Source organism: Micromonospora sp. AB353, from assembly GCF_049538395.1.
In the GTDB taxonomy this organism is placed as follows: domain Bacteria; phylum Actinomycetota; class Actinomycetes; order Mycobacteriales; family Micromonosporaceae; genus Micromonospora; species Micromonospora aurantiaca.
This window is the reverse complement of the sequence record NZ_JBMVFV010000016.1, coordinates 61,792-87,149: the sequence shown is the minus strand read 5'-3', so window position 1 is coordinate 87,149 and position 25,358 is coordinate 61,792. Positions and strand designations below refer to the sequence as shown.

General features: G+C 70.9%; 22 protein-coding genes. 14 read left to right on the top strand and 8 right to left on the bottom strand.

What is annotated here, in order from left to right; translation table 11 throughout:
- Positions 1–69 precede the first annotated feature (69 nt).
- Entirely contained in the window at positions 70–1,368 is a 1,299-nt protein-coding gene (locus ACPCK6_RS10495; protein WP_423480985.1) for a putative endonuclease domain-containing protein, read from the bottom strand.
- A 149-nt stretch (positions 1,369–1,517) separates the two neighbouring features.
- On the opposite strand from ACPCK6_RS10495, the gene ACPCK6_RS10490 reads away from it, so the two are divergent.
- The gene (locus ACPCK6_RS10490; RefSeq protein WP_423480989.1) at positions 1,518–2,684 is read left to right on the top strand and encodes an AbiJ-related protein; all 1,167 of its coding nucleotides are present in this window, start codon (positions 1,518–1,520) and stop codon (positions 2,682–2,684) included.
- Between the two features lie 183 nt (positions 2,685–2,867).
- Here the strand turns inward: ACPCK6_RS10490 and ACPCK6_RS10485 are convergent, their stop codons facing one another.
- On the bottom strand, positions 2,868–7,475 hold the full coding sequence (locus ACPCK6_RS10485; RefSeq protein WP_423480984.1) for an NACHT domain-containing protein: 4,608 nt from the start codon (positions 7,473–7,475) through the stop codon (positions 2,868–2,870).
- Between the two features lie 536 nt (positions 7,476–8,011).
- Here ACPCK6_RS10485 and ACPCK6_RS10480 point away from each other — a divergent pair.
- The 4 genes from ACPCK6_RS10480 to ACPCK6_RS10465 all read left to right on the top strand — a co-directional run bounded on the left by ACPCK6_RS10480 (position 8,012) and on the right by ACPCK6_RS10465 (position 13,331).
- Positions 8,012–9,040, top strand: a complete 1,029-nt coding sequence (locus tag ACPCK6_RS10480) for a tyrosine-type recombinase/integrase (RefSeq protein ID WP_423480983.1) — start codon at positions 8,012–8,014, stop codon at positions 9,038–9,040.
- A gap of 306 nt (positions 9,041–9,346) precedes the next feature.
- Positions 9,347–10,372 carry an HNH endonuclease gene (locus ACPCK6_RS10475; RefSeq protein WP_423480982.1) on the top strand — a complete coding sequence of 342 codons (1,026 nt, stop codon included), beginning with the start codon at positions 9,347–9,349 and terminating at the stop codon, positions 10,370–10,372.
- Positions 10,373–10,608: 236 nt separating this feature from the next.
- Positions 10,609–11,979, top strand: coding sequence for a hypothetical protein (locus tag ACPCK6_RS10470; protein WP_423480981.1), 1,371 nt, complete (start codon positions 10,609–10,611; stop codon positions 11,977–11,979).
- Between the two features lie 605 nt (positions 11,980–12,584).
- Positions 12,585–13,331 carry an SDR family oxidoreductase gene (locus tag ACPCK6_RS10465; protein WP_396883145.1) on the top strand — a complete coding sequence of 249 codons (747 nt, stop codon included), beginning with the start codon at positions 12,585–12,587 and terminating at the stop codon, positions 13,329–13,331.
- Here the strand turns inward: ACPCK6_RS10465 and ACPCK6_RS10460 are convergent.
- On the bottom strand, positions 13,311–13,904 hold the full coding sequence (locus ACPCK6_RS10460; protein WP_396882982.1) for a TetR/AcrR family transcriptional regulator: 594 nt from the start codon (positions 13,902–13,904) through the stop codon (positions 13,311–13,313). The two genes, ACPCK6_RS10465 and ACPCK6_RS10460, sit on opposite strands and share 21 nt — an antisense overlap.
- A gap of 130 nt (positions 13,905–14,034) precedes the next feature.
- Here ACPCK6_RS10460 and ACPCK6_RS10455 point away from each other — a divergent pair, with 130 nt between their 5' ends.
- A complete protein-coding gene (locus tag ACPCK6_RS10455; RefSeq protein ID WP_423480988.1) occupies positions 14,035–15,222 on the top strand; it encodes a macrolide family glycosyltransferase in 1,188 nt (395 codons plus the stop codon).
- Between the two features lie 43 nt (positions 15,223–15,265).
- Here ACPCK6_RS10455 and ACPCK6_RS10450 read toward each other — a convergent pair whose 3' ends face one another.
- Positions 15,266–15,823 carry a DUF1062 domain-containing protein gene (locus ACPCK6_RS10450; RefSeq protein ID WP_423480980.1) on the bottom strand — a complete coding sequence of 186 codons (558 nt, stop codon included), beginning with the start codon at positions 15,821–15,823 and terminating at the stop codon, positions 15,266–15,268.
- Between the two features lie 312 nt (positions 15,824–16,135).
- On the opposite strand from ACPCK6_RS10450, the gene ACPCK6_RS10445 reads away from it, so the two are divergent.
- Together ACPCK6_RS10445 and ACPCK6_RS10440 are read left to right on the top strand one after the other, a co-directional pair.
- Positions 16,136–16,753 carry an acyl-CoA-like ligand-binding transcription factor gene (locus tag ACPCK6_RS10445; RefSeq protein ID WP_423480979.1) on the top strand — a complete coding sequence of 206 codons (618 nt, stop codon included), beginning with the start codon at positions 16,136–16,138 and terminating at the stop codon, positions 16,751–16,753.
- Between the two features lie 61 nt (positions 16,754–16,814).
- Positions 16,815–18,386 carry an MDR family MFS transporter gene (locus ACPCK6_RS10440; protein WP_396882979.1) on the top strand — a complete coding sequence of 524 codons (1,572 nt, stop codon included), beginning with the start codon at positions 16,815–16,817 and terminating at the stop codon, positions 18,384–18,386.
- Between the two features lie 62 nt (positions 18,387–18,448).
- Here the strand turns inward: ACPCK6_RS10440 and ACPCK6_RS10435 are convergent, their stop codons facing one another.
- The 3 genes from ACPCK6_RS10435 to ACPCK6_RS10425 form a co-directional block, all read right to left on the bottom strand.
- A complete protein-coding gene (locus tag ACPCK6_RS10435) occupies positions 18,449–18,757 on the bottom strand; it encodes a hypothetical protein (RefSeq protein ID WP_194802546.1) in 309 nt (102 codons plus the stop codon).
- A gap of 144 nt (positions 18,758–18,901) precedes the next feature.
- Entirely contained in the window at positions 18,902–19,720 is an 819-nt protein-coding gene (locus tag ACPCK6_RS10430) for a TIGR04222 domain-containing membrane protein (RefSeq protein ID WP_396882978.1), read from the bottom strand.
- 13 nt (positions 19,721–19,733) lie between these two features.
- The gene (locus tag ACPCK6_RS10425) at positions 19,734–21,275 is read right to left on the bottom strand and encodes an ArnT family glycosyltransferase (protein WP_423480978.1); all 1,542 of its coding nucleotides are present in this window, start codon (positions 21,273–21,275) and stop codon (positions 19,734–19,736) included.
- A 108-nt stretch (positions 21,276–21,383) separates the two neighbouring features.
- Between ACPCK6_RS10425 and ACPCK6_RS10420 the strand changes: the two genes are divergently transcribed.
- The 5 genes from ACPCK6_RS10420 (at position 21,384) to ACPCK6_RS10400 (ending at position 24,372) form a co-directional block, all read left to right on the top strand.
- A complete protein-coding gene (locus ACPCK6_RS10420) occupies positions 21,384–21,872 on the top strand; it encodes a GNAT family N-acetyltransferase (RefSeq protein ID WP_423480977.1) in 489 nt (162 codons plus the stop codon).
- A 58-nt stretch (positions 21,873–21,930) separates the two neighbouring features.
- The gene (locus ACPCK6_RS10415; protein ID WP_423480976.1) at positions 21,931–22,458 is read left to right on the top strand and encodes a DUF2087 domain-containing protein; all 528 of its coding nucleotides are present in this window, start codon (positions 21,931–21,933) and stop codon (positions 22,456–22,458) included.
- Between the two features lie 111 nt (positions 22,459–22,569).
- Complete coding sequence (locus ACPCK6_RS10410; protein ID WP_423480975.1) at positions 22,570–22,737, top strand: GNAT family N-acetyltransferase; 168 nt, start codon at positions 22,570–22,572, stop codon at positions 22,735–22,737.
- Between the two features lie 74 nt (positions 22,738–22,811).
- Positions 22,812–23,246, top strand: coding sequence for an Hsp20/alpha crystallin family protein (locus tag ACPCK6_RS10405; RefSeq protein WP_396882973.1), 435 nt, complete (start codon positions 22,812–22,814; stop codon positions 23,244–23,246).
- Between the two features lie 136 nt (positions 23,247–23,382).
- Entirely contained in the window at positions 23,383–24,372 is a 990-nt protein-coding gene (locus tag ACPCK6_RS10400; protein ID WP_423480974.1) for a tyrosine-type recombinase/integrase, read from the top strand.
- Between the two features lie 53 nt (positions 24,373–24,425).
- Here ACPCK6_RS10400 and ACPCK6_RS10395 read toward each other — a convergent pair whose 3' ends face one another.
- Positions 24,426–24,797: a VOC family protein gene (locus ACPCK6_RS10395; RefSeq protein WP_396882971.1), complete on the bottom strand. Its 372-nt coding sequence runs from the start codon at positions 24,795–24,797 to the stop codon at positions 24,426–24,428.
- Between the two features lie 99 nt (positions 24,798–24,896).
- On the opposite strand from ACPCK6_RS10395, the gene ACPCK6_RS10390 reads away from it, so the two are divergent.
- Positions 24,897–25,355, top strand: a complete 459-nt coding sequence (locus ACPCK6_RS10390) for an Rv0361 family membrane protein (protein ID WP_423480973.1) — start codon at positions 24,897–24,899, stop codon at positions 25,353–25,355.
- Positions 25,356–25,358 lie beyond the last annotated feature (3 nt).

The window sequence follows — 25,358 nt, the reverse complement described above, 5'->3', positions numbered from 1 at the left end:
AAGGAAGGCTTGTGGCTTCCGGCCCTCGCAGGTAGGGAGGAGAAGTCCTCCGCAAAGACGCCTTGGTCGTTATACGGAGGCTTCCTCGAGGTAGCCGTGGCTGGCTAGGATGCGACCAAAGAAGGCGCGCATTTCGATCCGGGCCTGCTGCACGTCTCGGAACTCGTCGCCCCCGAACCGGTAGACCTCGTAGCCGTCCAAGCGGAGCGCCCGGTCCTCGCGCACCATCTCCGCATACAGCCGCGGGCTCGCCCGATCGCCTTCGGCAAAGTGCTGCTTCCCATCGATCTCGATCACGAGCCGGCGGCGCCCGCGCAGCAGCATCAGAAAGTCCATACGTTGGCGCGGCAACGGTCCTGCAGCGCGACGGTATCGGCGGCTATAAGGGTCGTAGTGCAGATAAACCTGCGGGATCAACGCTGGCAGTTGGAAGCCGTGCCGCTTGAGTAACTCTGTGTAAGCCAGGAACATCTGCCGTTCCGGGCCGGGCTCCGCCGACACCTGGCGGCCAGCATCAAGCGACCGAAGAAGACGGGCATGCAACTGGTTCGCGGCGGCACGCTCGCCCCCAGCCGCGGGCGCATGAGTCTCGGCCCACCAGGCGACGACTTCTGCCCAAGTGAGCCCAGCCTCACCGAGAGGCCGGTCGAACACCAGGCAGAAATCCTCATTCTTGACGATCTCGATGGTGTTGCTGACCGCGTCGGCGAGCACCAGCTCGGGTTTCGGACCGTCAGAGGCGAAGATCAGATTCCGGAAGGGGGTACGCACCCCACCTCGGCGGGCTCCAAGCACCTGCAATAGCCCCCACAACTCTGGAAGGTAGTGCTCCTCCACCACCCGGCCGCCGAGTTCGAGCAACTGATCCTCGCTGTAGTCCTGGATCTGACTGCGCACGTAACTGCGCTTGCTCGCGTGGGCCTCATCGACATCACCGTCAGCGAGCCCGAAGGCCCGGCAGACCTCGGGCAGGTCGTACGACTTAACGGCGTACAGCGCCTCGGCAATCGCGTCGCGCAACTGCATAGCGCTGGTCCCGGTGCTGCCCAGCGGGGCACGGGTGAACGGATCTGCCAGTAGTGGCGCCACGGTGACATGGTGGCCAGTGCTGGAGTCCCAGCTCTTGAGTTCGTTCATCTGCCCGGCGATCGCTCTCAGGTCTGCCGGACGGAACAGGTCCAGGAAGATGGGCCGTACCAACAGCACCACTTGAACCGGGTCCCACGGGTCTCCATCGCCGAGTTCCGCAGCCGGCACGAGCGATAGCAGTCGCGCTGCGCGCTGGTTGCCCACGCGCAGCAGCAGTTCCGACAGGGTGGTCCGCTGCTGACTCCAGAACCGGTCGGAGGCGGGTCCGGCGATTGACATGGCTGTCACTGTAAGAGACGGCTCCGACACGCCTCCGCCAAGGCCTGGAGACGCCAGGGTCGGGGGTGGACACCAACCGGCACCGGCGGTAAGACACCTACAGGGCCGCCCACCGGCGACCTCCCGCTTCGAGACTCTCACCGGAGGCCCTGATCACCGGGTACATCACCGAGGTCACCCGACGCCGCATCCTCGAGGGCCTCGGCTGGCTGCGTGGCGGTGTGCCGAACGGGTTCCGGGAGTTCCTAACTCCGGCGCACACCTTCTGGAGCGGCGCCCTCCCGGAGACCGACTTTCTCGCCCGGCTCTATAAGCTCGACGAACTGCCCAGCCACGATTCCCGGTACACCACCGCGTTTCAGGACATCGTCCAACACCGTGTGATGAACGAGGACTGGGACGACGACTGGATCTTCGAGGACCCAAGGTTCGGCCTTGCCGACAGTGACGACAAGCTGCTGCGCTTCCTCGCCGAGATGATGCACCCTGCCGTGCGGACTGACCCGGCAGAGGTCGAACGGCTGCGCGAGTTCCTCAACGGTCTGCTTGTGCACGACGGCTACGAGCTGATCCAGGTCGACGACATCAGCGGCGCCCCACTGTTCGCCCCGCGCCGGATCGGCTCTGGCGTTCGCGGCACCATGAAGAACCTGATCTTCGCCGCGATCGGCGCCAAGCCCGAAATCGTGCTCGTCGACGCGGTCAACAACGACCTGCGCATCACTCGTAACGAGCAGAACTGCCTGATGTACGACCGGCCGCTGCCCGCGCACGGGCTCACCTGGACCGAACTGACCGGGTGGTGGGCCGATCGGGAAGGCATGATCGGCGCCCCGGCGCGGGAGATCTTCCTCAGCTTGTGCAGGCGGCTGGACCGGTCGCTGGGCGACAACGACGCCGAACGGCGGGTCCTGCGCGCCTACATCGACCGGTCCCTACGCCTTGGCCCGGACATCCCGGCGCTGATCCCACAGGTCTACCTGCACTACGACCCGCACGTGCGCAGCTACTACTCGCCCGGCACGGCGCCGTTGCCACGCCAGCGGATGGACTTCCTGATGCTGCTGCCGCACCGGGTCCGGATCGTGATCGAGTGCGACGGCGTGCAGCATTACGCCGATGACCAGGTGCTGGCGAACAAGCGCCGGTACGCCAACCCGCGCCTGTACGCCGAGATGATGGCCGAGGACCGCGAGCTGCGCCTGGCCGGCTATGAGGTCTACCGCTTTGGTGGCGCCGAGCTCGCCGATGGCCCGGCAACGGCCCGCCGGCTTGACGCCTTCTTTGACCGGCTTGCCGCCCGCTACGCTGGCTGAGCACCGGGCAGCGGTGCCTGACGCTGCCGCGGCAGTTCGCCAGGCAGACGGAACACGGCGCTTGCTGGGCATGTCACCGGTCACGGTGGAGTCGCTACGCGCTTTCGAGCGTGGTTCCTCGGCCTTCTCCCGGCCACCGAGCCGGTCTACGCCATGCGCGAGGACGACTCGACCCCGGCCCGGCTAGGCCCGGGCCGACCCGCACCTTTCGTCGCGTTCTTCGAGTCGCTCGCGGCCTGAGGAGCCGCCAAGGATCTCGACACGGTCAGGAAAGATCCGCTCGTCGCGGCGGGGCTGGCCCTCGTGCAGAGCCAGGTCGGCGCCCATGCGCCCCGCCACACTCACGCTTACGGACGGGAACGGGCCGTCGTGCGAGCCGGTCAGTTCCATGCGCTCGAACCAGTGCAGCACGACGAGTTCGAGCTGCCGTTCAGCTAGGTAGTCGCGCAGGTAGGAGGCGCGTACCAGCAGGGCGCGGCTGTCGTCTCCAGGTTGCGAATGGTGGGCGAAGATCGGTGACCCGTCGGCGTCGAGCCAGCTCGGTCCGCGCATGTCGAAGCTCAGCCCAGCCTCCTGCTGCAGCAGGGTCGAGGGCAGCACGCTGCTGGCGTTCTCCCCGATCGAGCAGTCAAAGATGTTGCCTTCCCAGGTGTAGGGTTCGACGGTCCGGCCGACGTTGAAGGACCGGTCCGCCACCTCGATGGTCTCGAACTCGGCGTGCCGGTGGTAGCAGGCAGGCCCAGTGCGACCGACCTCACCGACGTAGCAGCAGTCGATGTGGCCGTGAGTGTCGAGTAGGTCGTGGATGGTGTTGCGGCTGCAGCCGGCGAGCGCGGCCAGGAACTCGGGTGCCTGGCTGGCCGCGATGAGCAGAGTGTCGACGGTGGATGTCTCCTGCAGGCCCCGCCAGCTCTTGTGCGCGGCGGGATCGATCTTCTTGATGTAACTTTCCAGCACCACCCAGTCGTTGCCCTCGCGGTCGCGCAGGAACAGCGATGTGGCGGGAGTTGGTTCGGTCGCGGTTTCGGCCAGCAGTCGCTGGATGTCACCGCGGTAGCGGCGGAAGTCCAGGTTGGCCGGGGGCCATGAGGTGAGTCGAATTAGCGCCGGTTTCCAGGCGGACGCGCCGGTGCCCTTATCGTCACTGAGGGCCCGGAAGTCGATCGGCGGGAGGCTGGGATCGATCTCCCGCTCACCGACCATCTGGTGCAAGCCGTCGTACGGTTGCTCATCGTCGTAGCGGCGGGCGCTGTGGTAGTTGTCGGCGACCCGGGCCAGCAGTTCGTGGTAGGCCATCCACTGGTATTTCTTGCCCCACCGTTCGGCCTTATGGCCGCTACGGCCCCGCGAATGCCCAAGTTTGCGATCTTCGGCGGCGAATCGCCCCGGCGTCCAGCCCAGGCTCAGCGTCCGGCGGAACACCCACCGCCGGGCACGATCGACCGGATAGCCGTCATCAGGCACCTTCGGATACGTCCAGACCGCGTCTAGCAGGTCTCGCTGAGCGTCGGTGAACGGATCCTGCGCGCCCGGGCGCAGGTATCTAAGCCGACCCATGCTGTGCGGGTCGGGATCGCGTAGCCAGCCAGCGAACGCCTCCTTCTGCTCCGGGCGCAGGGAAGCGACGAACGCGTGCCAGCGAGACTTGACGAACCGCGGGGTCCGGTGGCCCGTGCGGTCGGGGAACGGCTGCCCGATGCGGTGGCGGGAGAAGTGGCGCATGCCGGACTCGACCACGTACCGGCCGAAGTCGCCGAGGTTGAGGACCGAAACGAAGATCGACAAATAGTTCTGGTCGTCGGGTGTCTCCCGCCAGTCGCCGTACTTTGCGTCGATCGTCTCCTTGGTCGGCGGTGCGCTCGGAGCGGCGATGCCGTACGGGCGTGCTGCTGCCGCGCGGGCCTCGTCGGACAGCAGGCTGTGGTCCACCGCCCAGCGGGTGATGCCGCGGGCGGCGTCCAACAGCAGTTCGTCCGCGCGTACGGGTGGGGTGAAAACCATCGTGTGTACGGCCTCAGCCAGCGCGGCCGCCTGGTCGGCTTGCTTGGGCGAGCTGCGCAGCAGACACCCGTAGGCGATAGCGACGACGCGTTGCACCACGTAAGGGTCGTCCACGCTCCAGAAGCGCTCCACCAAGGCGCGCATGACGTCGAGATGGCCGTGCAGCAGCTGCACGAGTGCCTTGGTGATCCAGTCGCGCATGAACCGGTTGGGTGAGGACAGCAGCCAGCACAACGGGATACAGGCCAGCTCGACGACCTTCGGGTCGTAGCCCGGGTACGGTCCGGCCGCGGCCCATCGGGCCAGCCGGGTCGCGGGGCTGGAGTCGTCGAAGATCTCGTGGTAGGTCGCGAAGCCGAAGCTGCTATCGCGCACGGGCATCGCCATCCGGGAGAGGTTGCGGTGCAGCCGCTCGGCGTTGAGCCGGTTGCCCGGCTGCGGAGCCAGGATGAACCGGGTCCGAAAGACCTCGCTGTCGGACAGCACGGGCAGCGCGGCGTTGAGCAGCTCGACGCTGCGTTCGGTGATCGCCGCGGAGGCGCGGTAAGGCAGCATCTGCACCAGCGACCGGTAGAGCTGCCGGATCCGGTTGTGCTTCGTCCAGCCGTCGCGGTTGTCGCGGCTTCTCGCTGGCCGAGGGAGCGTGGTGTGCAGCAGGTCGGGCAGCTCGATGCCGTGCACCTCGGGGAACAGCACGGTCGCCGCCTCGATGATGCCCCAGCTGCACTCCTCGGCCAGCCACGCGATTAGCGCCGGATCGTGCAGCGGGTCGGCGCAGGCAGCGAGCCGGCGCTTGAGCAGCAGGAAGTCGGCGAAGGCCTGGAAGACGACCCGGACCCCTTCACCGAAGGTGTTATCGCCGAAGTAGAGCCGCTCCCGGGTGAGCACGCCCTCCTCCTGCAGCAACCCGAGTACCCGGACGGGGTTCAGCCCACTGCCCTCAAGGGCCTGGCGGGTGACGGTCTCGGCGACGGCGCTGGTCAGCCCCTCGCGGCCTTGCCGGGCCATCTCGTCCAGCAGCGCGTCCAGCACGCTGGTGACCTGGGTTCGCGCCGCGTCGAGCTCCCAGCCGGAGGTGGCGGCTGGGGTGAGCCGGCGGGCGACTGTCGTGGTCTTCGCCGTCAGGTACCGCTCGAAGATCGTCACCCGGCCTTGATGCCCCTCGTGGCTAGTGTCGGCGCCCGAGCGGGCGAGGCTCTCGCAGTACATCCGCAAGAACAGCGGCAGAGTGAACTCGGGCGTCAGCAGCGGAATCTTCGGGGCCTGCAGCCCGTAGTGGGCGAAGTAGGTGTGCGTCGCCTCGACCTCCCGGTCGGCAAAGCCGGGATGGGCCCGCTGCAGGAAGTGGCTGCTCTCAGCCCCCTCCAAAACCAGGTCCCGGTAGGTGTCGCGGCAGGACACCACGAGCGCGACGTGCGGATACTGGGCGACCGCCGACCGCAGGGCGGGCAGGTGAACGCGCCAGAAGTCCGCTGGCACGGTCTCGTTCAGCGCGTCGAGGACGATCAGAAATCGGCTGCCGACGGTCGTTGCGGCCTCACCGGCGGCGTCCATCGCTAGCAGCAGAACATCGGCACCGACGGCCGGCAGCCCCAACTGGTCGGCGATACTCGCCCACAGGTTGCCCTGCCCGAGCTGCGCACCGGCCAGGAACACCGCAGGCCGACCACTGTCGAGCGCGCGGCCGGTGGCGTCGAGCAACAGGTGCGTCTTGCCCGAACCAGCCTGTCCGGTCAGGAAGTACGCCCGCCGCCGCAGTGCCCGGCCCGGCGACGACGCCAGCCACGCCGACGCCTCCCGCATCGCCGCGACCAGGCTGTAGAAGGTGTCGCTGCGCCGGTACGACGCCCCGTGCTGCTGTTTGCGCGGGTCGTCGGCCGGAAGCTCACGGCGCGCGGCCTCGGCGGCGTGCTCGTAGCCAACCACCGCGTCCACCGCGTCTTGTGCCGCCGCCAGCAGCGCGACTAGGTCCTGCAGGACGGCCGGGGAATCACCGGCCTGCAGCTCGAGCGCGCCGACCTGCTCGGCGAGAGCGAGCGCGGCGTCCTTCACGGCGTCGAACAACGGCCCGCCGGTGGGGTCCGGATCCCGTGGCCAGACGTCCTGATCGGCGACAGCGACGGCGATCCCGCGCAGCAGCCGCCGCAGTTGCTCCACCATCGTGTGGTCGAACCCGATCGCCAGTAGGTCCTGCTGGATCGGGATATCCACCTGCAGATCGGGGCGGTACTTCTCGCCCGCCGCGCCGGCCTGGCGCTCGTAGTGCGACCGCAGCCAGTCGGGGCCGAAGACGAGATCGCCCCACCAGAACCAGCGGCGGCCCTCGTGCTGCGGCTTGGCCAGCTCGTCGAGCAGGTCGCTGCCCTGGACCAGCTCGAAGGTGATCTTGTCGGCGCCGGGGATCGTCCGCTGCCAGGTCGCGACCTTGTCGAGGTACTTCTCCCGCTGCGACTTGAGCTGCCTGCCGTTTCTGACCTGCTTGCTGGTAGCAAGGTTCCAGGAGATGACGAACGTCAGCGTGCGCAGGGTGGGGCGCTCCTTGGCAACTCGGGTGACCGACTCGGTCATCGCCGTCAGCAGCGGGTCGATACCCTGCACGTGCTTGGCCTGCCAGCCGTGTTCCTCGCCGCTGGGCAGGACGGCGTACCACTCGACCCCGCCGTCCGGGTTGCCAGTACGGATCGCCTGCGTCCCCGCCGGCACCTGGTCCTTGAGCAGCTGGTACGACAGTTCCTCGAACGCCCGGCTCTGCTCGCCCTCCCACGTGCGCAGCGTGGCGAAGCGCGACACCTCAGATCTCGCCATCCCCGTCCTTCAGTCCGGCCTCGTCGCCCGCCGGTGGCTGCACGCCGCGGGCAACCGATCCATGCTAGTGAGCCGTGGCACCTGACGAGCGCGAGGTGTCACGGCTGGTGCTCGGTGGCCCGGGCCGGCCCGGCGAACGGCCAGCTGCGGGGCCGTTGGCGGCGGCCGGCCGTCGCGGTTACTCCACCCGGCGACGAGATTGCCGATCGGGGCGCGCCGAACCGTCCACTGCCAGAGCCGGCCGCCCCGTGGGCGCACGTCGATCGCGGGCCGGTCCACCGACTCATCCGAAGGTGATCATGGGAGCGCCGGGTGGGTGGCCCTTCGCCGGCGGCAAACCATGGAACGTCGTGGTGTCGGTGGCGCCCACCGCGCTGGCGGGTCGGTGCGTCACTGCGTCATGTCGACGGGCCGCAGCTAGACGAGAGCCGGAAGGCGGTCCGGATACTGGCGCAAGCTGACGCGCCGCAGACCATCCACATGAGCCCCTCTGTCGCTCATTCACGATAAGGTTGCTTCTCGTGAATGAGATTGAGGCGCGGGGGAGTGCCCACCAAGTCGATTCGATCGATCCGAACGAGCAACTCTCGGAATCCGCCCGGCGGCGCATCCGCGAGTCCGTGCCGGCATCCACACGGCGTGCGTACTCAGGCGACTGGAGCCGGTTCACCCTTTGGTGCATTGAAAGACAACGATCACGCCTGCCGACCACCGCGGCCACCTTGGCCGAGTACGTCTCACATCTGGCCGACGAGGGCAAGGCGTCGTCCACCATCGAACGCGCCATGGCGGCCATCACCGTCGCCCACGCCAGCTCCGATCTCCCGCCACCCAACACCAGAGCGGCCCGCGCTGTCCTGCGCCGGCACCGCGCCGAACTCGCCGAGGCCGGACGGGGAGCGCGCAAGGCCAAGGCTATGACCATCACGGCGCTACGGGCGATGGTCGACACCCTCGACATCTCCACCATCGCAGGGGTGCGCGACCGGGCACTCATCGTGGTCGGCTTCGCGCTCGGCGCCCGGCGCAGCGAACTCGCGGCGCTCAACATCGCCGACCTCACCTTCACCGACGACGGCCTGCAGGTCACCATCCGCCGCTCGAAGACCGACAAGGAATCCGTGGGCCGCACCACCGCCCTTCCCTACACCTCCCGACCCGCCACCTGCCCCGTGCGCACGATGCAGGCATGGCTGGACGCCCTGGCCGCCCGCGGGGAGACGTCCGGACCAGTGTTCCGACGCATCGACCGGCACGGCAACCTCGGCCGGGCACCGCACGGCCGCGGAGAAACCAGCGGTCGCATCACAGGCCAGGCCGTGGCCATCATCGTCCGCCGCACCGCACTACGCGCCGGCCTGGACGCCGCCTCGGCGTTCTCCGGACACTCCCTGCGCCGTGGATTCGCCACCGAAACCCACCGGCAGGGCAAGAACCCGCTGCGGATCGCTCGGCATGGAGGGTGGAAGGACGGCTCCGCCACCCTCGCCGGCTACATCGAGGACGCCGACCAGTGGGAGGACAACGCGCTCACCGACGTCGGCCTGTGACGACCGGGGCGCCCGTCGGCTCTGATTGCTTCTACTCGGCCATGTCGGGGTGCCAGGTACGGTCGCGGCTATGGACAAGCAGAAACCTTCGGCGGGGACCGGGCCAGTTCGTGCGCAGACCGGCACGCGCTGTTTCTGCGCTGGGGACGCGATCGGCAGGTATTCGCCCGTGGGGCACTCGATCCACATGGGTCGCTGGTCTACCTGGAGCGGGGAGGTGAAGCCGGATGCCGACCGCCGGTACGAGGGTCTGCTTGCCGCCCTCACTGACGGCGGCTTCACCGTAGCTCGCGGCGGAGCCGCCCAGTGACCGCCCGCCGCCGTACCCCGGTCCGGGTCCGCTATGGCGGCGCCGACGACCGGCTGCTGCGGCTGGCGCTGCTGGAGGAGTGGGGATGGCGCTGCTACTGGCGTGGCGAGCTGCTGACCTTCTCCACCGCACAGATCGACCACATCATCCCGCGCAGCGTGACCTCGGCCCGGCTCGCGGAACTGATCGTGCTGCACCATCTACCCGCTGACTTCGACCTGCACGCGCCCGCCAACCTCGGCCCGATCTGCGCCTCCTGCAACAACGAGAAACGCGACGGCGACTACCTCGAGGCGCCTGTCGTGCACGCGAAGCTGGTCGACGCCCAACAGCGCGCGCCGAAAGTCGTCCGGCGCGTGCAGGACCACAAGACGACCGTCACGATCGGCAGCGGGCTCATCGACGCCGCAACCGCGGACCTGACCGGGCCACAAGCCCGCCAGGAGTTCCTGGAACACGCGCCGGCGATCGTGCAGACTCTGGCCCTGCTCGACGAGAACCGGGTCGACTACTGGACGCCGCGTTACTTCGACCACCACCTGGGCGGCGGCGCGTTCATGCCCGTGGCCCTCGCTCTCGACACCAGCGGCCGCACCGCGCAGGCCATTATCGAGACCCTCTTCGGCTGCTCGCTGCCCGACGCGCTCGCCGACGGTCTGCGCCAGTTGACCAGCGACGTCGAGACCGCCGTCGAAGAAACGATCGAGAAGTATCGCGGAGAGACCGGCGACATTGGCCCCGTCACCACCGACCTGGTGCACACCAGCCTAGACTTCAGTGACCTGCGGCGCCGGAATGGCCGTCTGACCGCCCGGTTCAACGGCGTCCTGAACGGTGAGTACAACGCTTCCGTGGTCGATACCGACCAATGGGGCGACGAGTTGGTTGACCGCTCGGCGATCGTCAACGCCGAGATCGCCTTCGCCATGAGGATCTCCTGGTCCTTGACCGAGGGTCTTGGTTCCCCGCGCTCGACCCGCGTCCGGATCACCCGTCAGTACCTTGGCGGAAGCCTGAACTGAGAGACCCCCACGGACCCGACGCCGACCCGGCAGGTAGACGCGGCCTCCGGGTGGCGTGGAGCTTCGCTTACCAGTTGGCGGGAGCTTTAACGTGTGCAGGCGTCACAACCGGCTGCAAGGCGCATGGCGTCGAAGGTCCACAAGACGAACGGCGGCAGTCATCGCCCCCACACCGACAGCGAGTGCGGGAGATGGTGAGATGGCATTCTCGGTTTGGCAGGCGGCGGAGGCAGTTGATGGCGGACCTGGACACCCTGGTCAATCAGGTATGGAACCCGGAGACCCGGCGCCTGGCCGGGGAGGCGCTGCGTTGCTACAACGCGGGCGCGTTCCGGGCCAGCATCGCCGCGACGTGGACCGCCGTCACCGCCGACATCATCACGAAGCTGATCGGGCTCGCCGACGACGGCGACTCGACCGCGATCCCGTTCCGCACGGCCGTCACGAACGCCCAGGCGCACGGGCTCAACCGCGAAGGCGTCAAAGCCATGCAGGCCATCGAGGCCGACCTGATCACCAACGCGGAGAAGTTCGAACTGATCGACGCGATCGACGCCCACGAACTCAGCCGCATCCAGGAGGACCGCAACCTCTGCGTGCACCCGTCCCTGCGGCTGCACGGCGGCACCTACGAGCCCCACGCGGAAGTGGCCCGCGGGCATCTCGTCGTCGCGCTCACCGCCCTGCTCACCCATCCACCGACGCAGGGCAGCCGGGCACTCGAAGAGTTCAAGAGCTACATCTGCGATTCCAGCTTCTCCCCGACACCGGCGCACCTGCAGGCAGCATTCTTCGACCGCGTGCGCTCCGCCGCCCAACGCCGCATCATCCAGCTCGCCGCCAAGAGCGCCCTGCTGGAGCTGGATCCGGGTGGTCGGCTGCCGGCGATTGAGCACGCCGACCGGATGGCCGTCGCGCTTGAGGCGTTCGCTGCCCGCAACCGGGCCCTCGTCCGAGAAGCCGTGACCGGCCAGCGTGACAGATTCCGCACCATCGACGGCCCGGCCCAGACGCGGGCGCTCATCCGGTTCGCCGACGCGGATTACTTTTGGGACCTCGTCGACGAAGGGCTGGCCAACCGGCTGCAGGACCTGGTCGTGCAGGTCCCCGTCAGCGCACCCGGACAGTTGACCGCGGTGCAGGCGATCACACCCTTGGCGCTCGTGCGCAGCCCGCTTGTACGGGAACGGCTGCCCAAGCTGGAGGCCCACTTTCTCGCCCACAGCTGGTGGGACCAGATGACGGTCGCCGCAGCGCACCCGGACCGGTACTTCGCCGAGCTGATCCCGGGCTATCTGACGCAGGCCGGTGCCTGGCGGGTGGGAGAACAGGTAGGACAACTTCTCGTCAAGCACGCCCCGTTCCTGACCCTCGATATCCTCAGCGCAGCGCTCACCGCCTGGGTCGAGAACTACCAGTGCCGGACCGCGAACCTGATGGAGACCATCGCCGTCGACTTGTGGAACCAGACTGCCCACCTGGGGCCGGCGCGCACCGAGGCCTTCCAGAACTTCCTGACCCGGGCCCGGGAACATGAAGGCGTCACCGCCGCACCGGGCTACTACACCTACCGGGCGTTGGAGCTCGCTTTCACCACCACCCCATAGTCCCGGTCGCTCCAGGGCTCCACATGCTCGGTGGCCGGTGCTCTGCGAGCGGACCGGACGCAGTCGGGCCACGCTGCATCGAACGGGTGTGGTGGTCCGACCGTAGGGGGCGGCTGTGCCGGCCAGTCCAGTATCAAAACTGGCGCCGGCTCGTCCCGGACGACCACCAGAGCATCAGACGCACGGAGGTCCGCCGGGCCGAGCCGCCCGCCCGGCGGCGCTGTTCACGGTCATGACCTGAACCGGCGGGCGCCGGTCAGCGACGGCCCTCGGACGCGTCACTGCCGGTGGCCTCGTCAGGCGCAGGCTGGAATCGATCGCACGCGCGGCGCAGCACGACTAACCGCCCTATCCTCACGCGGCGGATGATACGACGGCGTTGCGACCTTCAGGTCCCCGCCAGGCGCTCACCGCTGCCAGTCGATGACCCCGCCCCACACCCGGTGCCGCACCTGGGCTTGCTCCCGGCAGACAGGGGTCCCTGCCGGCGCTGCACGCTTGCCGGTCGGTGTAACGGCTCCGAGGGCGGACTAAGAGCACTGACACTCGCGTGTCATTTTCACTGACACTTCCGTGTCACTCAACACGAGAGGAGGCCGATGGCGATGCGGATCGCGGTTGCGGGAGCGACGGGCCGGATCGGGGCACTGACCGTCGCCGCGTTGGAGCGGCAGGGCCACGACGTCGTACGCATCAGCCGCTCGGCGGGCGTGGATCTGACGACGGGCGACGGGCTGGACGAGGCGCTCACCGGCGTGGAGGCGGTCGTCGACACGACGAACGTGCCGGCCGGCGATCGTTCCGAGACGGTGGCGTACCTCGGCGGTCTCACCCGAAACCTGCTGGCGGCCGAGCGGCGCGCCGGCGTACGGCACCACGTGCTGCTGTCGATCGTCGGCATCCACCGGGTCGACGACAACGCCCACTACGCGGGCAAGCGGGAACAGGAGCGACTGGTCGAAGGCGGCCCGGTGCCGTGGACGATCGTCCCGGCCACCCAGTTCCACGACTTCGCCGCCATGGTCACCGGCTGGACCGAACGCGACGGCGTGGCCACCGTCGCACCGCTGCTGCTGCAGCCGATCGCACCCCGGGACGTCGCCGACATCCTCGCCGAGGTCGCCGTCGGCGGACCGCGGGGACACCACGCCGACATCGCCGGACCCGCGACGGAGGATCTCGTCGACATGGCCCGGCGTACCAATGAGGCGCGGGGTCGCCGGGTCAGGCTGGTGCCGACGTGGTCGGGCCTGTTCGGCACGTCGATGTCCGGCAACGTGCTGCTGCCGGGCGACGGCGCGCGGATCGCGCCGACCAGCTTCGACGACTGGCTAGCCGCTGGTGCGTGTTGACGGGGTGACGGCGGCGACGACCAGGTCGACGATGCCATCGGCGTAGTCGTCGGTCAGTGGGCCGTTGCGCAGCAGCCAGCGGTGGTAGAGCGGGCCGAACAGCAACTCCACCACCTGGTCCAGGGCGGCGTCGGGGCGGACCTGGCCGGCCTCGCGGGCGGCCTCCAGGCGGTCGCGGACCGCGTTGAGCTGGGGGCGGAGCAGCCGGTCGCGCGCCTGGCCGCCCAGATCCTCGTCCGCGAGTGTCTCGATGGTGATGGCACGGGTGGTGGCGGACAGCCGGGGATCGGCGAACTCGGCGACGGTGGCCCGGAGCACCTGACGCAGATCGGCCCGCAGGTCACCGGTGTCGGGCAGGGCGATGACCTCCGGCATGTCGTCGGCGAGCGCGTCCAGGATGACCGCGCCCTTGCCGCGCCACCAGCGGTAGATGGTCTGCTTGCCGACCCCGGCGCGGGCGGCGATCGCCTCGACGGTCAGGGCCGGGTAGCCGGTCTCGGTCAGCAGCTCCAGCGCGGCGGCGAGGATCGCGCGGCGGGACTGCTCGTTGCGGCGGGTGGGCTGCGGGGTCACAGCGACAGCCTACAACGAGACGAGACGTACCGTCTTGACGGGCGCAGCCGCGCCGTGCTCTGCTAGTCCGCAAGCGAGACGGGACGTCTCGTCTCAGTGGAGATCAGGAGAGCACGTGCCGCACATCGCCATGGTCAGCATCCCGTTCCACGGCCACGTCAACCCGAGCCTGGAGATCATCAGCACCCTCGTGCGGCGCGGCCACCGGGTCACCTACGCCAACGATCCCGCGTTCGCCGAGGTCGTCCGGGCCACCGGGGCGGAGCTGACGCCGTACACGTCGACGCTGCCCGCCGACGGCGGCGCCGGCATCGACGACCCGATCGCGCAGCTCACGCTCTTCCTCGACGATGCCGTCGCCATGCTGCCGCAGCTACGGGCCGCGTACGCCGACGACCGGCCGGACCTGTTCCTCTACGACATCGCCGGCGCGCCGGCGCGGCTGCTCGGCGAGCAGTGGGGGATCCCGGCCGTCCAGCTCTCCTCGACGTTCGTCGCCTGGGACGGCTACGAGCAGGAGATGGCGCCCGCCGTGGAGGCGATGCGTGCCGATCCGCGCGGCGCCGACTACTACCGGCGGTTCACGGAATGGCTGACCGCCGAGGGTTCGTCGGTCACCGACAGCATGGCGTTCCAGGGGCGGCCGGTGCGCAGTCTCGTCCTGCCACCGGAGGCGCTCCAGCCGAACGCCGACCGGGTGGACCGGTCGGTCTACAGCTTCGTCGGCCCGGTGCTGGGCGACCGCTCCGGCCAGGGCTCCTGGGTACGACCGGAGCGCGCCGAGAAGGTGCTGCTCGTCTCCCTCGGCTCCGCCTTCACCCGGCAGCCCGAGTTCTACCGCCGCTGCGTCGCCGCGTTCGGTGACCTGCCCGGCTGGCACACCGTTCTCCAGATCGGCAAGCACGTCGAACCCGCCGAAGTCGGTCCCGTCCCGGACGGTGTCGAGGTGCACCGGTGGGTGCCGCAGCTGGCCGTACTGGAGCAGGCGGACGCCTTCGTCACCCACGCCGGCATGGGCGGCAGCAGCGAGGGTATCTACTGCGGGACGCCGATGATCGCCGTACCGCAGGCGGCCGACCAGTTCGCGAACGCCGAGCAACTGGCATCCCTCGGCGTCGCCCGGGTCGTCGACTCGGCCACCGTCACCGCCGCGGAACTGCGCGAGACGCTGCTCGCCCTCACCTCGGACCCGGCCGTGGCGGCCCGCAGCGCGGAACTCAAGCGGCAGGCTCGCGCCGCCGGCGGCGCCGACCGGGCCGCCGATCTGATCGAGGCCGAACTCGCCGCGGTACGGGGCGGCGCCGCGAGCGGCGGGTGAGGCGTGGTCGCGGCGGCCGGGCGCCTCCGCGACCACGCCCCGGTCAGTCCTCCGTCAGCACGGTGAAGGTGAATCCGGTGCTCGTCGGACGCTTGAGCGGGATGTCGCACTTGACCCGGCGCAGCACCTCGGACCGGGTGAGGCCGAACCGGCGGGCGATGAGCCGGTCCGGGCGTACCGGCACCGGGTCGGCGAAGGTGACGTCCACCTGGACGGGCCACCGGTCCAGCGGCACCGTGGGCGCATCGAGCGTCCACGCGTCCGTCCAGTCCAGGGTGAAGCGGCAGCGCCGGGCGAACGCCGGGTCCAGCAGTGTGGCCGCCACCAGGGCGGGGTCGTTGACGTGGTGGCCGTGCAGCTCGGCGGGATCGAACGAACTGACGGTCGCCCGCTCGCGGACGGTGAGCTTGACGGTGCGGTCGCAGGACACGCACCGGACGAGCAGCCACACGTCCAGCAGCTTGCCGTTGGCGTTGACGCGGAACCGGCCCTTGGCGGCGGTGGCCGACTCGGCCCGGCAGACGGCGCAGCGCAGCGACAGCAGCGGAAGGCGGGTCCGGCGTACGACCCAGGGCAGCACGATGTGCGGTGGGGATGACATGGAGACCTGATCTCTGAAGACCTGACGCGAGGCCGATTACGCGCGGCCTCGGACGCTGTGGCCGGGCGCGCGAGGGCAGCCCGGGGAGCCGGCGCGCGACGGCCGGCTACAGGCGTGGGGAACGTGTCAGGTTCTACAGAGCAGGAGGGGTCACGCGGAGTCGTCCTTCTTCGCTGCGACAGGAGTGCGGGAAACGTACGGGACGTCCGGAACCGCTCTCAACCCGTTTTCCGGCGCCGCTGCGATGCGGCGCCCATCACTTCACTCTCTAAAAGTTTGCATTGGCTGCAAGATCGCTCGTAGTGTCGTCGCGTGACCCCGGATCAGAGCCGCCCCGGCCTGCGTGACCGCAAGAAGCGCCAGACCCGCGCCGCCCTCAGCGCCGCCGCGCTGCGCCTGGTCGCCGAACGCGGCCTGGACCAGGTGACGGTCGAGGAGATCAGCGAGGCCGCCTACGTTTCGGCCCGCACCTTCTTCAACTACTTCCCCAGCAAGGACGAGGCGCTGCTCGGCGACCAGCCGACCGACCGCGAGGTGCTTGCCGCCCGCATCGTCGCCGCCCCGCCGGAGCTGTCCGCGTTCGACGCGCTGCGGCAGGCCTTCGACGACGTGGTCGAGGCCATCGAGGCGGATCGGGACGTGTGGCTGCTGCGCCTGCGGGTGATCGCGGCGAACCCGTCGCTTCTTCCGCGCCTGATCAGCGGCAACACCGAGACCGAGCAGGTGATCGTCGCGGCGGTGGCCGCGCGGCTGGGCCTCGACCCGTGCCACGGGCACCCGACGCTCGTCACCACAGTCGCCGGCGCGGTCTTCCGCACGGCCCTCATGCAGTGGGTCGAGCGACCCGGCACGACGACGCTGCGCGAGCTGACCGCCGGGGCGTTCGCCGCCGTCGCCGCCGGCCTGCCCGATCCGTACGCCTCGGCCTGAGCCTTCCGAGCGGCCGCCGCCGTCGCGCGGCCGCTCGCCCGTGCACACGACAAGGAGTTCGATGACCACCGCCACTGTTCCGCCCGCCGAGACGGGTACGCGGATGTCACGCCGGGAGGTTCTCCAGGCGTTGTCCGGCCTGATGGTCGGCATGTTCGTGGCGATCCTCGCCTCGACGGTGGTGGCGAACGCGCTGCCCCGGATCATCGCCGACCTCGACGGCAGCCAGACCGTCTACACCTGGATCGTCACCAGCGAGCTGCTCGCGATGACCGCGACGGTGCCGCTGTGGGGCAAGATGGCCGACCTCTACAGCAAGAAGCTGCTCATTCAGCTGTCCCTCGGCCTGTTCGTGGCCGGTTCGCTCGTCGCCGGGTTCACCCCGAACGTCGAGGTGCTGCTGCTCAGCCGGGTCATCCAGGGCATCGGCGCGGGCGGCATGACCGCGCTCGCCACGATCGTCATGGCCGCCATGATCCCGCCGCGTGAGCTGGGCCGGTACGCCGGCATCTTCGGCGCCGTGTTCGGTGTCGGCACCATCGCCGGCCCGCTGATCGGCGGCGTCCTGGTCGACACGTCCTGGCTCGGCTGGCGCTGGTGCTTCCTGATCGGTGTGCCGTTCAGCCTGCTGTCCATCGCGCTGCTGCAGAAGACGCTGCACCTGCCGGTGGTGCGCCGCAAGGTCCGCATCGACTGGCTCGGCGCTCTGCTCATCACCTCGGGCGTGTCCACGCTGCTGATCTGGTCGTCGCTGGCGGGTAACAAGTTCGACTGGGCGTCCGGCTGGACCGCGCTGCTGGTCGGCGGCGGGCTGGCGCTGCTCGCGCTCGCCGTGTTCGTCGAGTCCCGCACCGAGGAGCCGATCATCCCGCTCGGCATCTTCCGTAACCGCACCGTCAGCCTCACCACGATCGCGAGCATCCTCGTGGGCGTGGCGATGTTCGGCGGCACCGTGTTCCTGTCGCAGTACTTCCAGACCTCTCTGGGCAAGTCGCCGACGGTGGCCGGCCTGATGAGCCTGCCGATGGTCCTCGGTCTGCTGGTCTCCTCGACGGTGGCGGGCCAGCTGATCACCAAGTACGGCCGCTGGAAGATGTTCCTGGTCGCCGGTGCCGCGGTGATGACGGTCGGCATGCTGCTGCTGAGCACCATCGACGCGAACACGAGCGTGCCGGTGCTGTCGGTGTACATGGCGGTGCTGGGTGTCGGCGTCGGCATGCTCCTGCAGAACCTGGTGCTGGCCGCGCAGAACGACGTACCGGCCGCCGAACTCGGCGCGGCCACCTCGGTGCTGACGTTCTTCCGCAGCATGGGCGGCGCGGTCGGGGTCAGCGCGCTCGGCGCGGTCCTGGCGAACCGGGTGACCTCGCTGACCGTCGAGCGGCTGGGCCCGGTCGCGGCCGGCGGCGGATCGGCCGAGGTGCCGGACCTGTCCGCCCTGCCGGAGCCGGTGCTGCGGATCGTGCAGGACGTCTACGGCATCGCCACGTCGGAGATGTTCCTCATCGGTGCGCCGTTCGCGCTGCTCGCCCTGATCGTCGTGCTGTTCATCAAGGAGAAGCCGCTGAACACGCTCAGCGGCGACGAGCGCCGGGCCCGCGAGGAGGCGGCGGCAGCCGCCGGGATGCACTGAGGCCGGTCGAGCGTGAAGGGCCGCCCCCGGCAACACCGGGGGCGGCCCTTCCTCGCGTACGGTCAGCGTTCGGTGCGATCGTTGATCTCGGTGCCGGACTCGCCGGGCATGGCGCCGATCGCCTCCTCGGCGGCCCGGCCGCCGGTGCTCTCGTCGCCCTGCGTCAGCGAGCTGCGGGGCAGCCCGGCCAGGTGCGCCGGATCCTCGATCGGCTGGGGCGGCCACTGGTCCTGCGTACCGTTCGTCACCCCGGCGCGGCGCAGCGCCTCGACCAGCTGGTCCGGCGACAGGCGGTCGACCTCCTGTATCCCGGCCCCGCGCGCAATCGCCTGCAGTGTCTTCAGGTCTTCGCTCACGAATGTCTCGGCCATGCCCGAGCCTTCCCGGCGCTCAAGACAAGGAAACCGCCTCTCGCCGACGGCCTGGCCCTACCCGCGTCGATCATGAAGTTGTACCGGACAAAACGGGCGCCGGACACCGTCAACCTCATGATCGACGCGAAATGGCGGGTTCGGTCAGCGGCGGGCGGGTTTGCGGTCGGGGCGAGGACGGTCCCGTTCCGGGTCGACGCCCACCTGCACGGCGAACGCCGGATCCACGGCGAGCAGCGGCCGGGGGCCGAACAGTGCCATCCCGGTCAGCAGCGTGTCGGTGTCCCGGCCCGCCCAGCTCGGACGGCGCTCCGGGTCCAGGTCGGCGTGCTCGCGCCGCAACCGCCGCAGCAGCCCGCGCGCGGCGGCGCCGGTCTCCGGCACCTCGGTCAGCCACCAGCCACCGAGCGCGGTCGCCAGGCAGCACAGCAGCAGCCCGGCGACCGAGGCCGGACCACCCGCCGAGCGCCCCTCGACCGCGCTGTCCACGAGCCGGGTCAGCCCGACCGCGGCGACCGCGAACAGCGGCACCGTGCCCAGCGCGATCCGCCGCCGCTGCCCGGGGGTGAGCAGCCAGCCGTCGCGGACCAGCCGCCCGACCGTACGGCGCAGCGCCCGGCCCACCGCCGGGTCGGCGAGCACCGCCGCCCAGGTCTGCGGGCGGCGCAACGCGCTGTGCAGGGCGCGCACCAGCGCGGGCGAACCGGCCGGGGGCGGTCCCTGCGCGTGCAGGGTGGCGAGTTCGCCGACGTCGACCCCGCCCGCGCGGCGCAGCGCGGCCACCCCGACCTGGCAGGCCAGCAGCGCCCGGTCGGTCAGGTACGCCAGCTCGACCCGGTCGGGTGTCGCACCACGGGTACGGCGGCCGGTCAGTTCGCGTACCGCCACGGCGATCACGACTGCCACGGCGACCGCGCCGAGGTAGTCGAGGAGGAAGATCGGCCCGCTGACTCCCCAGAGCATGGCGGCAAGTATCTCAGGAACCGTGGCGTACCTCGGTGTCCCAGATCTGTGACCACGGACGCCGCAGGCCCCGGGCGACGAAGATCGGCTCGCCGTTCTCGTCGTTGTCGACGTCGACCCACTGGTCGACCCGGCCCGCCTCGGTGACCTCGGTGAACCAGGCGCGCAGCGGCTCCGGGCGGGACCAGCCGACGACGATCACCACGTCGGCGTCGTCGGGCGGCCGGCCGAACGTGGCCATGCTGTTGTGCCCGGAGTACGCGCGGGGCAGTCCCCGGGCCGGACCGTACCGGGCCAGCGCGCCGGCCTCGCCGTAGTTGCCGGTCAGCACCACCGCCCGGTCGCGCCCGGCCGGCGGCAGCGCGCGGTGCACGGCGGCCACCGAGTCGGCGAACTCGGGCCAGCCGATGGTCTCGCCCGCGTCGTAGTTGACAGCGACCACGAACCCGGGCAGCCGGTCGGCCGGCAGCGTGGGCAGCAGCAGCACCGCGCTGCTCGCGGCCATCAGCACGGCGACGCTGACCAGCACCGCCTGCCGGACCCGTGCCGCGCCCCGCCGTGCCCACGCGACGACCGGCACCACCCCGGCGGCGGTGAGCACCAGCAGCAGCGGCGCGTCGTAGTAGCCCTTGCCGCTGGCCACCACCACGATCGCGACCACCACCAGCCACGCCCAGGCCAGTGACCGGTACGCCGCCCAGGACGGCCGGCGCAGCAGCGCGACCAGCCCGGCGACCCACACCGGGACCGCGAACGGGCTGATGATCAGGAACTGGAGCACCACCGCGTCGATCCGGCCGCTGTAGGAGCTGTCCCCGTCGGCGATCGACGCGGCGACGTCGAGCTGCGGGAAGCCGTGCGCGGCCTGCCACGCCGCGTACGGCACGGCGAGCAGCGCGGCGATTCCCGCGCCGGCGAGCACCCACCGGTCGCGTAGCAGCCGGCGCGGCCCGGCGATCAGCAACCCGGCGGCCAGGCCGACGCCGAGCAGCGCGGGCAGCGGCTTGTTGAGCAGGCCGACGCCGAGCGCGAGCCCGGCGCCGAGCGCCCACCGGGTGTCGCCGGTGCGCAGCATCCGCACCACGCACAGCGCGGCGGCCAGCCACACCAGCAGGTCGACGCTCGTGGTGCTGAGCAGGTGGCCGCCGGCCAGCACGATGCCCGAGGCGGCGGCGAGCACCGCGGCGGCCGTCTGGGCGACGCGGCCGGCGCCGAACTGCCGGGCGATCGCGGCGACCAGGACCACCGCCGCGCCGCCGATGAACGCCGACGGGGTACGCAGCACCACCAGGTTGCCCGGCGCGATCGTGTCGGCCAGCCGCGCCAGCGCCGGCACGAGGGGCCCCTGGTCGACGTAGCCCCAGTCCAGATGCCGGCCGCACAGCAGGAAGTACAGCTCGTCGCGGTGGTAGCCGTAGCGGCCGGCCAGCGACAGCAGCACGACGGTGAGGACCGCGCCGACCACCAGAGGCCCGGCGGTACGCGGACCGGCGGGCGGCGGGCCACCGGGTGCGGCGGCCTCGCTCCGATCGATGTCGGCGACTGATTCGGCCACCCGTCCATGATGGCCCCGGCGAGCGGTCCGCCGATGCCCCGCCGCCCTCGGCCGGGTGGGCGGAAACCGGTGGCCGGACGGCCGGGGCGGCGGCTAGCGTGCGCGCCGATGCTGATTCGTGACTACACCGACGACGACTGGGCCCAGGTCCGGCCGATCCTCGCCGATGTCATCACCGCCGCCGACACGTTCCCGTACGACCCGCAGTGGCCGCCGGAAACGGTGCGGGAGGTGTGGGTGGAGCGCCCGCCGGGGCGTACCTCGGTCGCGGTGGACCGCGACGGCGCGGTGCGCGGCACCGCGAAGATGGGCCCGAACCGACCCGGGCCGGGGTCGCACGTGGCGACGGCGAGTTTCATGGTCGCGGCGGACGCCCGCGGCCGGGGTGTGGGCCGGGCGCTGTGCGAGGAGGCGCTGGACTGGGCCCGGCGGCGGGGTTTCGCCGCGATGCAGTTCAACGCCGTGGTGGAGACCAACACGGTGGCGGTGGAGCTGTACCGGCGGCTCGGCTTCACGGTGGTCGGGACCGTGCCGGAGGCGTTCGCGCACCCGGAGCGGGGGCGGGTCGGGCTGCACGTGATGCACCGGCGGCTGTGAGCGCGGCGGCGGGAAAACGCCTCGCCGGATCCGGCGGGTTGCTGACAGGCTGCCCGCCATGACCGCTCAAGCCCTCGCCGGGGCGCTCGCCGACGAGCGCCGCCGGACCGTGTTCGCCGCGATCGTGCTCGGCGCCCGGGACGTGCCGGCCGTGGTGGCCCGTACCGGCCTGCCCGCCCGTGACGCCGCAGTGGCAGTCCGCCGTCTCACCGATGCCGGGGTGCTCGCCGGCGACGAGGGCGGGTTGCGGGTCGACGCCGAGCGGCTGCGCGAGTTCGCCCGGGCTGGTGCGGCGTCCCCGGCGGTGCCGGCCGCGAACCCGCGCGAGACGATCCTGCGCACGTTCCTGCGCGACGGCGCGCTGACCCGGCTGCCCGCGCAGCGGGGGCGCCGCCGCGTGCTGCTGGAGCACATCACCGAACGCACCTTCGAACCCGGGCGGCGCTACCCGGAGCGGGAGGTGGACGACGCGCTGCGCCGGTGGTGCGAGGGCGGCGAGGCCGACCACGTGACGCTGCGCCGCTACCTGATCGACGACATGCTGCTCACCCGCGAGCAGGGCGTCTACTGGCGGACCGGCCCGTGACCGGCTGGAGCACGCGGGTCGTGCACCCGGACGAGCCGGACGCGGCGCTGCTGCTGCGCGAGTACATGGCGGAGATGGTGCGCCGCTGGTACGGCCGCCCGGAGCGGCCCGGTGAGGTGGCAGCCGGACTGGGCCGAGCTGACCCGGGTGTACGTGCGCCCCGAGCACCGGGGTGCCGGGGGTGGGGCGGCGCTGATCGCCGCGATCGAGGCGTACGCGCAGCACTGGTTCGAGAAGACGCTTGCGGGACGAGTTGACGAGGCGGCGCGGGCGCGCTAAAACAGAACCAGGAACTTGAGTCACACAGACTCAACTTGAGACCTTGGGCCAGGAGAACCGAGGAGGCAAGAACCATGTTGATGCGTACCGACCCGTTCCGCGAGATCGACCGGATCGCCGAGCAGTTCTTCGGCACCACCGCCCGGCCCGCCGTGATGCACCTCGACGCGTACCGCGACGGTGACCACTTCTACGCGGCGTTCGACCTGCCCGGCGTGGACCCGGACAGCATCGACTGCACCGTCGAGCGCAACGTGCTGACCGTCCGCGCCGAGCGGCGCCGGCCCACCGGCGAGAACGTCGAGCTGGTCGCCGCCGAGCGTCCGATGGGCACGTTCACCCGGCAGCTGTTCCTGGGTGACACGCTCGACACCGACCGGCTGGAGGCCGGATACGACAACGGGGTGCTGACGCTGCGCATCCCGATCGCCGAGCGCGCCAAGCCGCGCCGGATCTCGGTGAGCACGCCCGCCGAGAGCAACGGCCACCGTCAGCTCACCACTGCCTGAGCACGTCTCGCCGACGCGCGGGGGAGACCGGGCCACCGGCCGACCCCGCGCGTCGGCGTACCGGCGGGCCGACACGGCACATCGGGCCGGGCGCGCCTGATCGCGAAACCACCCGCCGACTGAGAACCTTTCTCACATGCTTCGCCCCGAGGTGCTGCCCCGCGCCCGTACCGCCGCCCTGCCCGCCGGCCCGGCCGACGTCACCGAGGCGTGGCTGCGCAACCGGCGGCTGTCCGAGCACACCCGCGACGCGTACCGCCGCGACGTCACCGGCTGGCTGACCTGGTGCGCCGAACGCGGCGTCGACCCGCTGCGAGCCACCTTCCTCGACGTCAACACCTACGGCCGCGAACTGGAGTCCACACCCCGCGGCCGGGCCGGCCGCCCGCTCACCCCGGCCACCGTCGCGCGCCGCCTGTCCGCGCTGTCGAGCTGGTACGACTTCCTGGTCAAGCTGGGCGCGGTGCCCGCCAACCCGGTGTCGGCGGCGGACCGGCCGCGCGTCGACCGGGACCACTCCGCCACCGTCGGCCTGACCCCGGAGGAGGTCGACGCGCTGATCGCCGCCGCCGAGGCCGACACCGGCCCGGCCGCCGCCCGCAACCGGGCCGCCGTCGCACTGCTTGCCGACCTGGGGCTGCGGGTGGGGGAACTGGTCGCGCTGGACGTGTCCGACCTGGGCACGGAGCGCGGTCACCGCAGCGTCCGCTTCGTCGGCAAGGGCGGCAAGGTACGCCGGCGCGCGCTCACCCCGGGCACCGCGTACGCGGTCGACGCCTACCTGGCCGCGCGGGCCGCCGCGCAGGGTGTCACCGTGCCGGAGCTGACCGGTCCGCTGCTGGTCACCGCCACCGGCGGCCGGTTGGACCGGCACGCCGTGTTCCGGCTGGTGCGCCGCCTCGCGCAGCGGGCCGGGATCGCCGCCTGGGCGAAGCTGTCGCCGCACTCGCTGCGTCACGCGTTCGCCACCACGGCCCGCTCCGAGGGGGTGCCGCTGGAGGACGTGCAGGACGCGATGGGGCACGCGGACCCGCGTACCACCCGCCGCTACGACCGGGACCGGCACAACCTGGACCGCGATCCGGCGTACGCGATCTGGGCGGCGCGGGCCCGCCGGCGCGGCTGAACCCGTCGCACCCGCCCCGGCCGCGGTGCTCCGCGGCCCGCTGCGCCGGCCGGTCAGCTCTGCGGGCGGGGGCAGAGGCAGAACGGCTGCCCGATCGGGTCGAGCAGCACGGTCCACCGCTCGCCGCCGGGCTGGAACTCCGGCCGGGTCGCGCCGGCCGCCACCAGCTCCTTCTCCGCGGCCGCCACGTCGTCGACGTAGAGGTCGAGGTGGTAGCGCTTGCCGCCGCTCTCGTCGGGCCAGGCGGGCGGTGTGTATCCGGGCACCAGGCCGAAGCCGATCGACGTGCCGTCCTTGACGATCATGGCGTACTCGGCCTCGCTGTGGGTGATCTCCCATCCCAGCGCGGTGGAGTAGAAGGCCGCGTGCGCGGCCGGGTCGGAGCTGTCGAGACTGATCATGGCGATGTCGGCATTGACTGTCATGCCGACAGTCTGCCGCCGGGGCCTGACATCGTCGGCCCGGCGCGGGCGCGCGTCGCAACCGGCTGCGCGGCGCGTTCCGGTTGCCTACCGTCGACGGTGATGGGCAGGCAGCGGGAGTGGCACCACACGGCCCGGCGTCGCCGCCCGCTCCGCGCGGGTGTGCTGATCGCCGGTCTCGGCATGGGCACCTGCCTGATCGGGGTGGCCGGTCTGGCGGTGTGGAACGCGCAGGTGGTGCTCCAGGCCGACGGGCCGGTACGGGAGACCGCCGACGGGTTCTTCCGCGACGTCGCGTCCGGGGACACCGACGCGGCGTACGAGCGGCTGTGCGCCGAGGCCCGGGGCAGGTGGAGCAAGTCGGGCTTCGGCAGTTGGGTGCGGACGCCACCGCAGGTCAGCGGCTACGAGATCGTCGACGTGTCGGTGGCGACCCGGTCCGGCAAACCGACGGGGACGGTGCTCGTGCGGATCAACCGGGACGGCGGCGGCAGCGAGGAGCGGGAGTTGCCTGTGGTGCCGGAGGGTGGCGGCTGGCGGGTGTGCGGAGACCCGTTCTGAGGC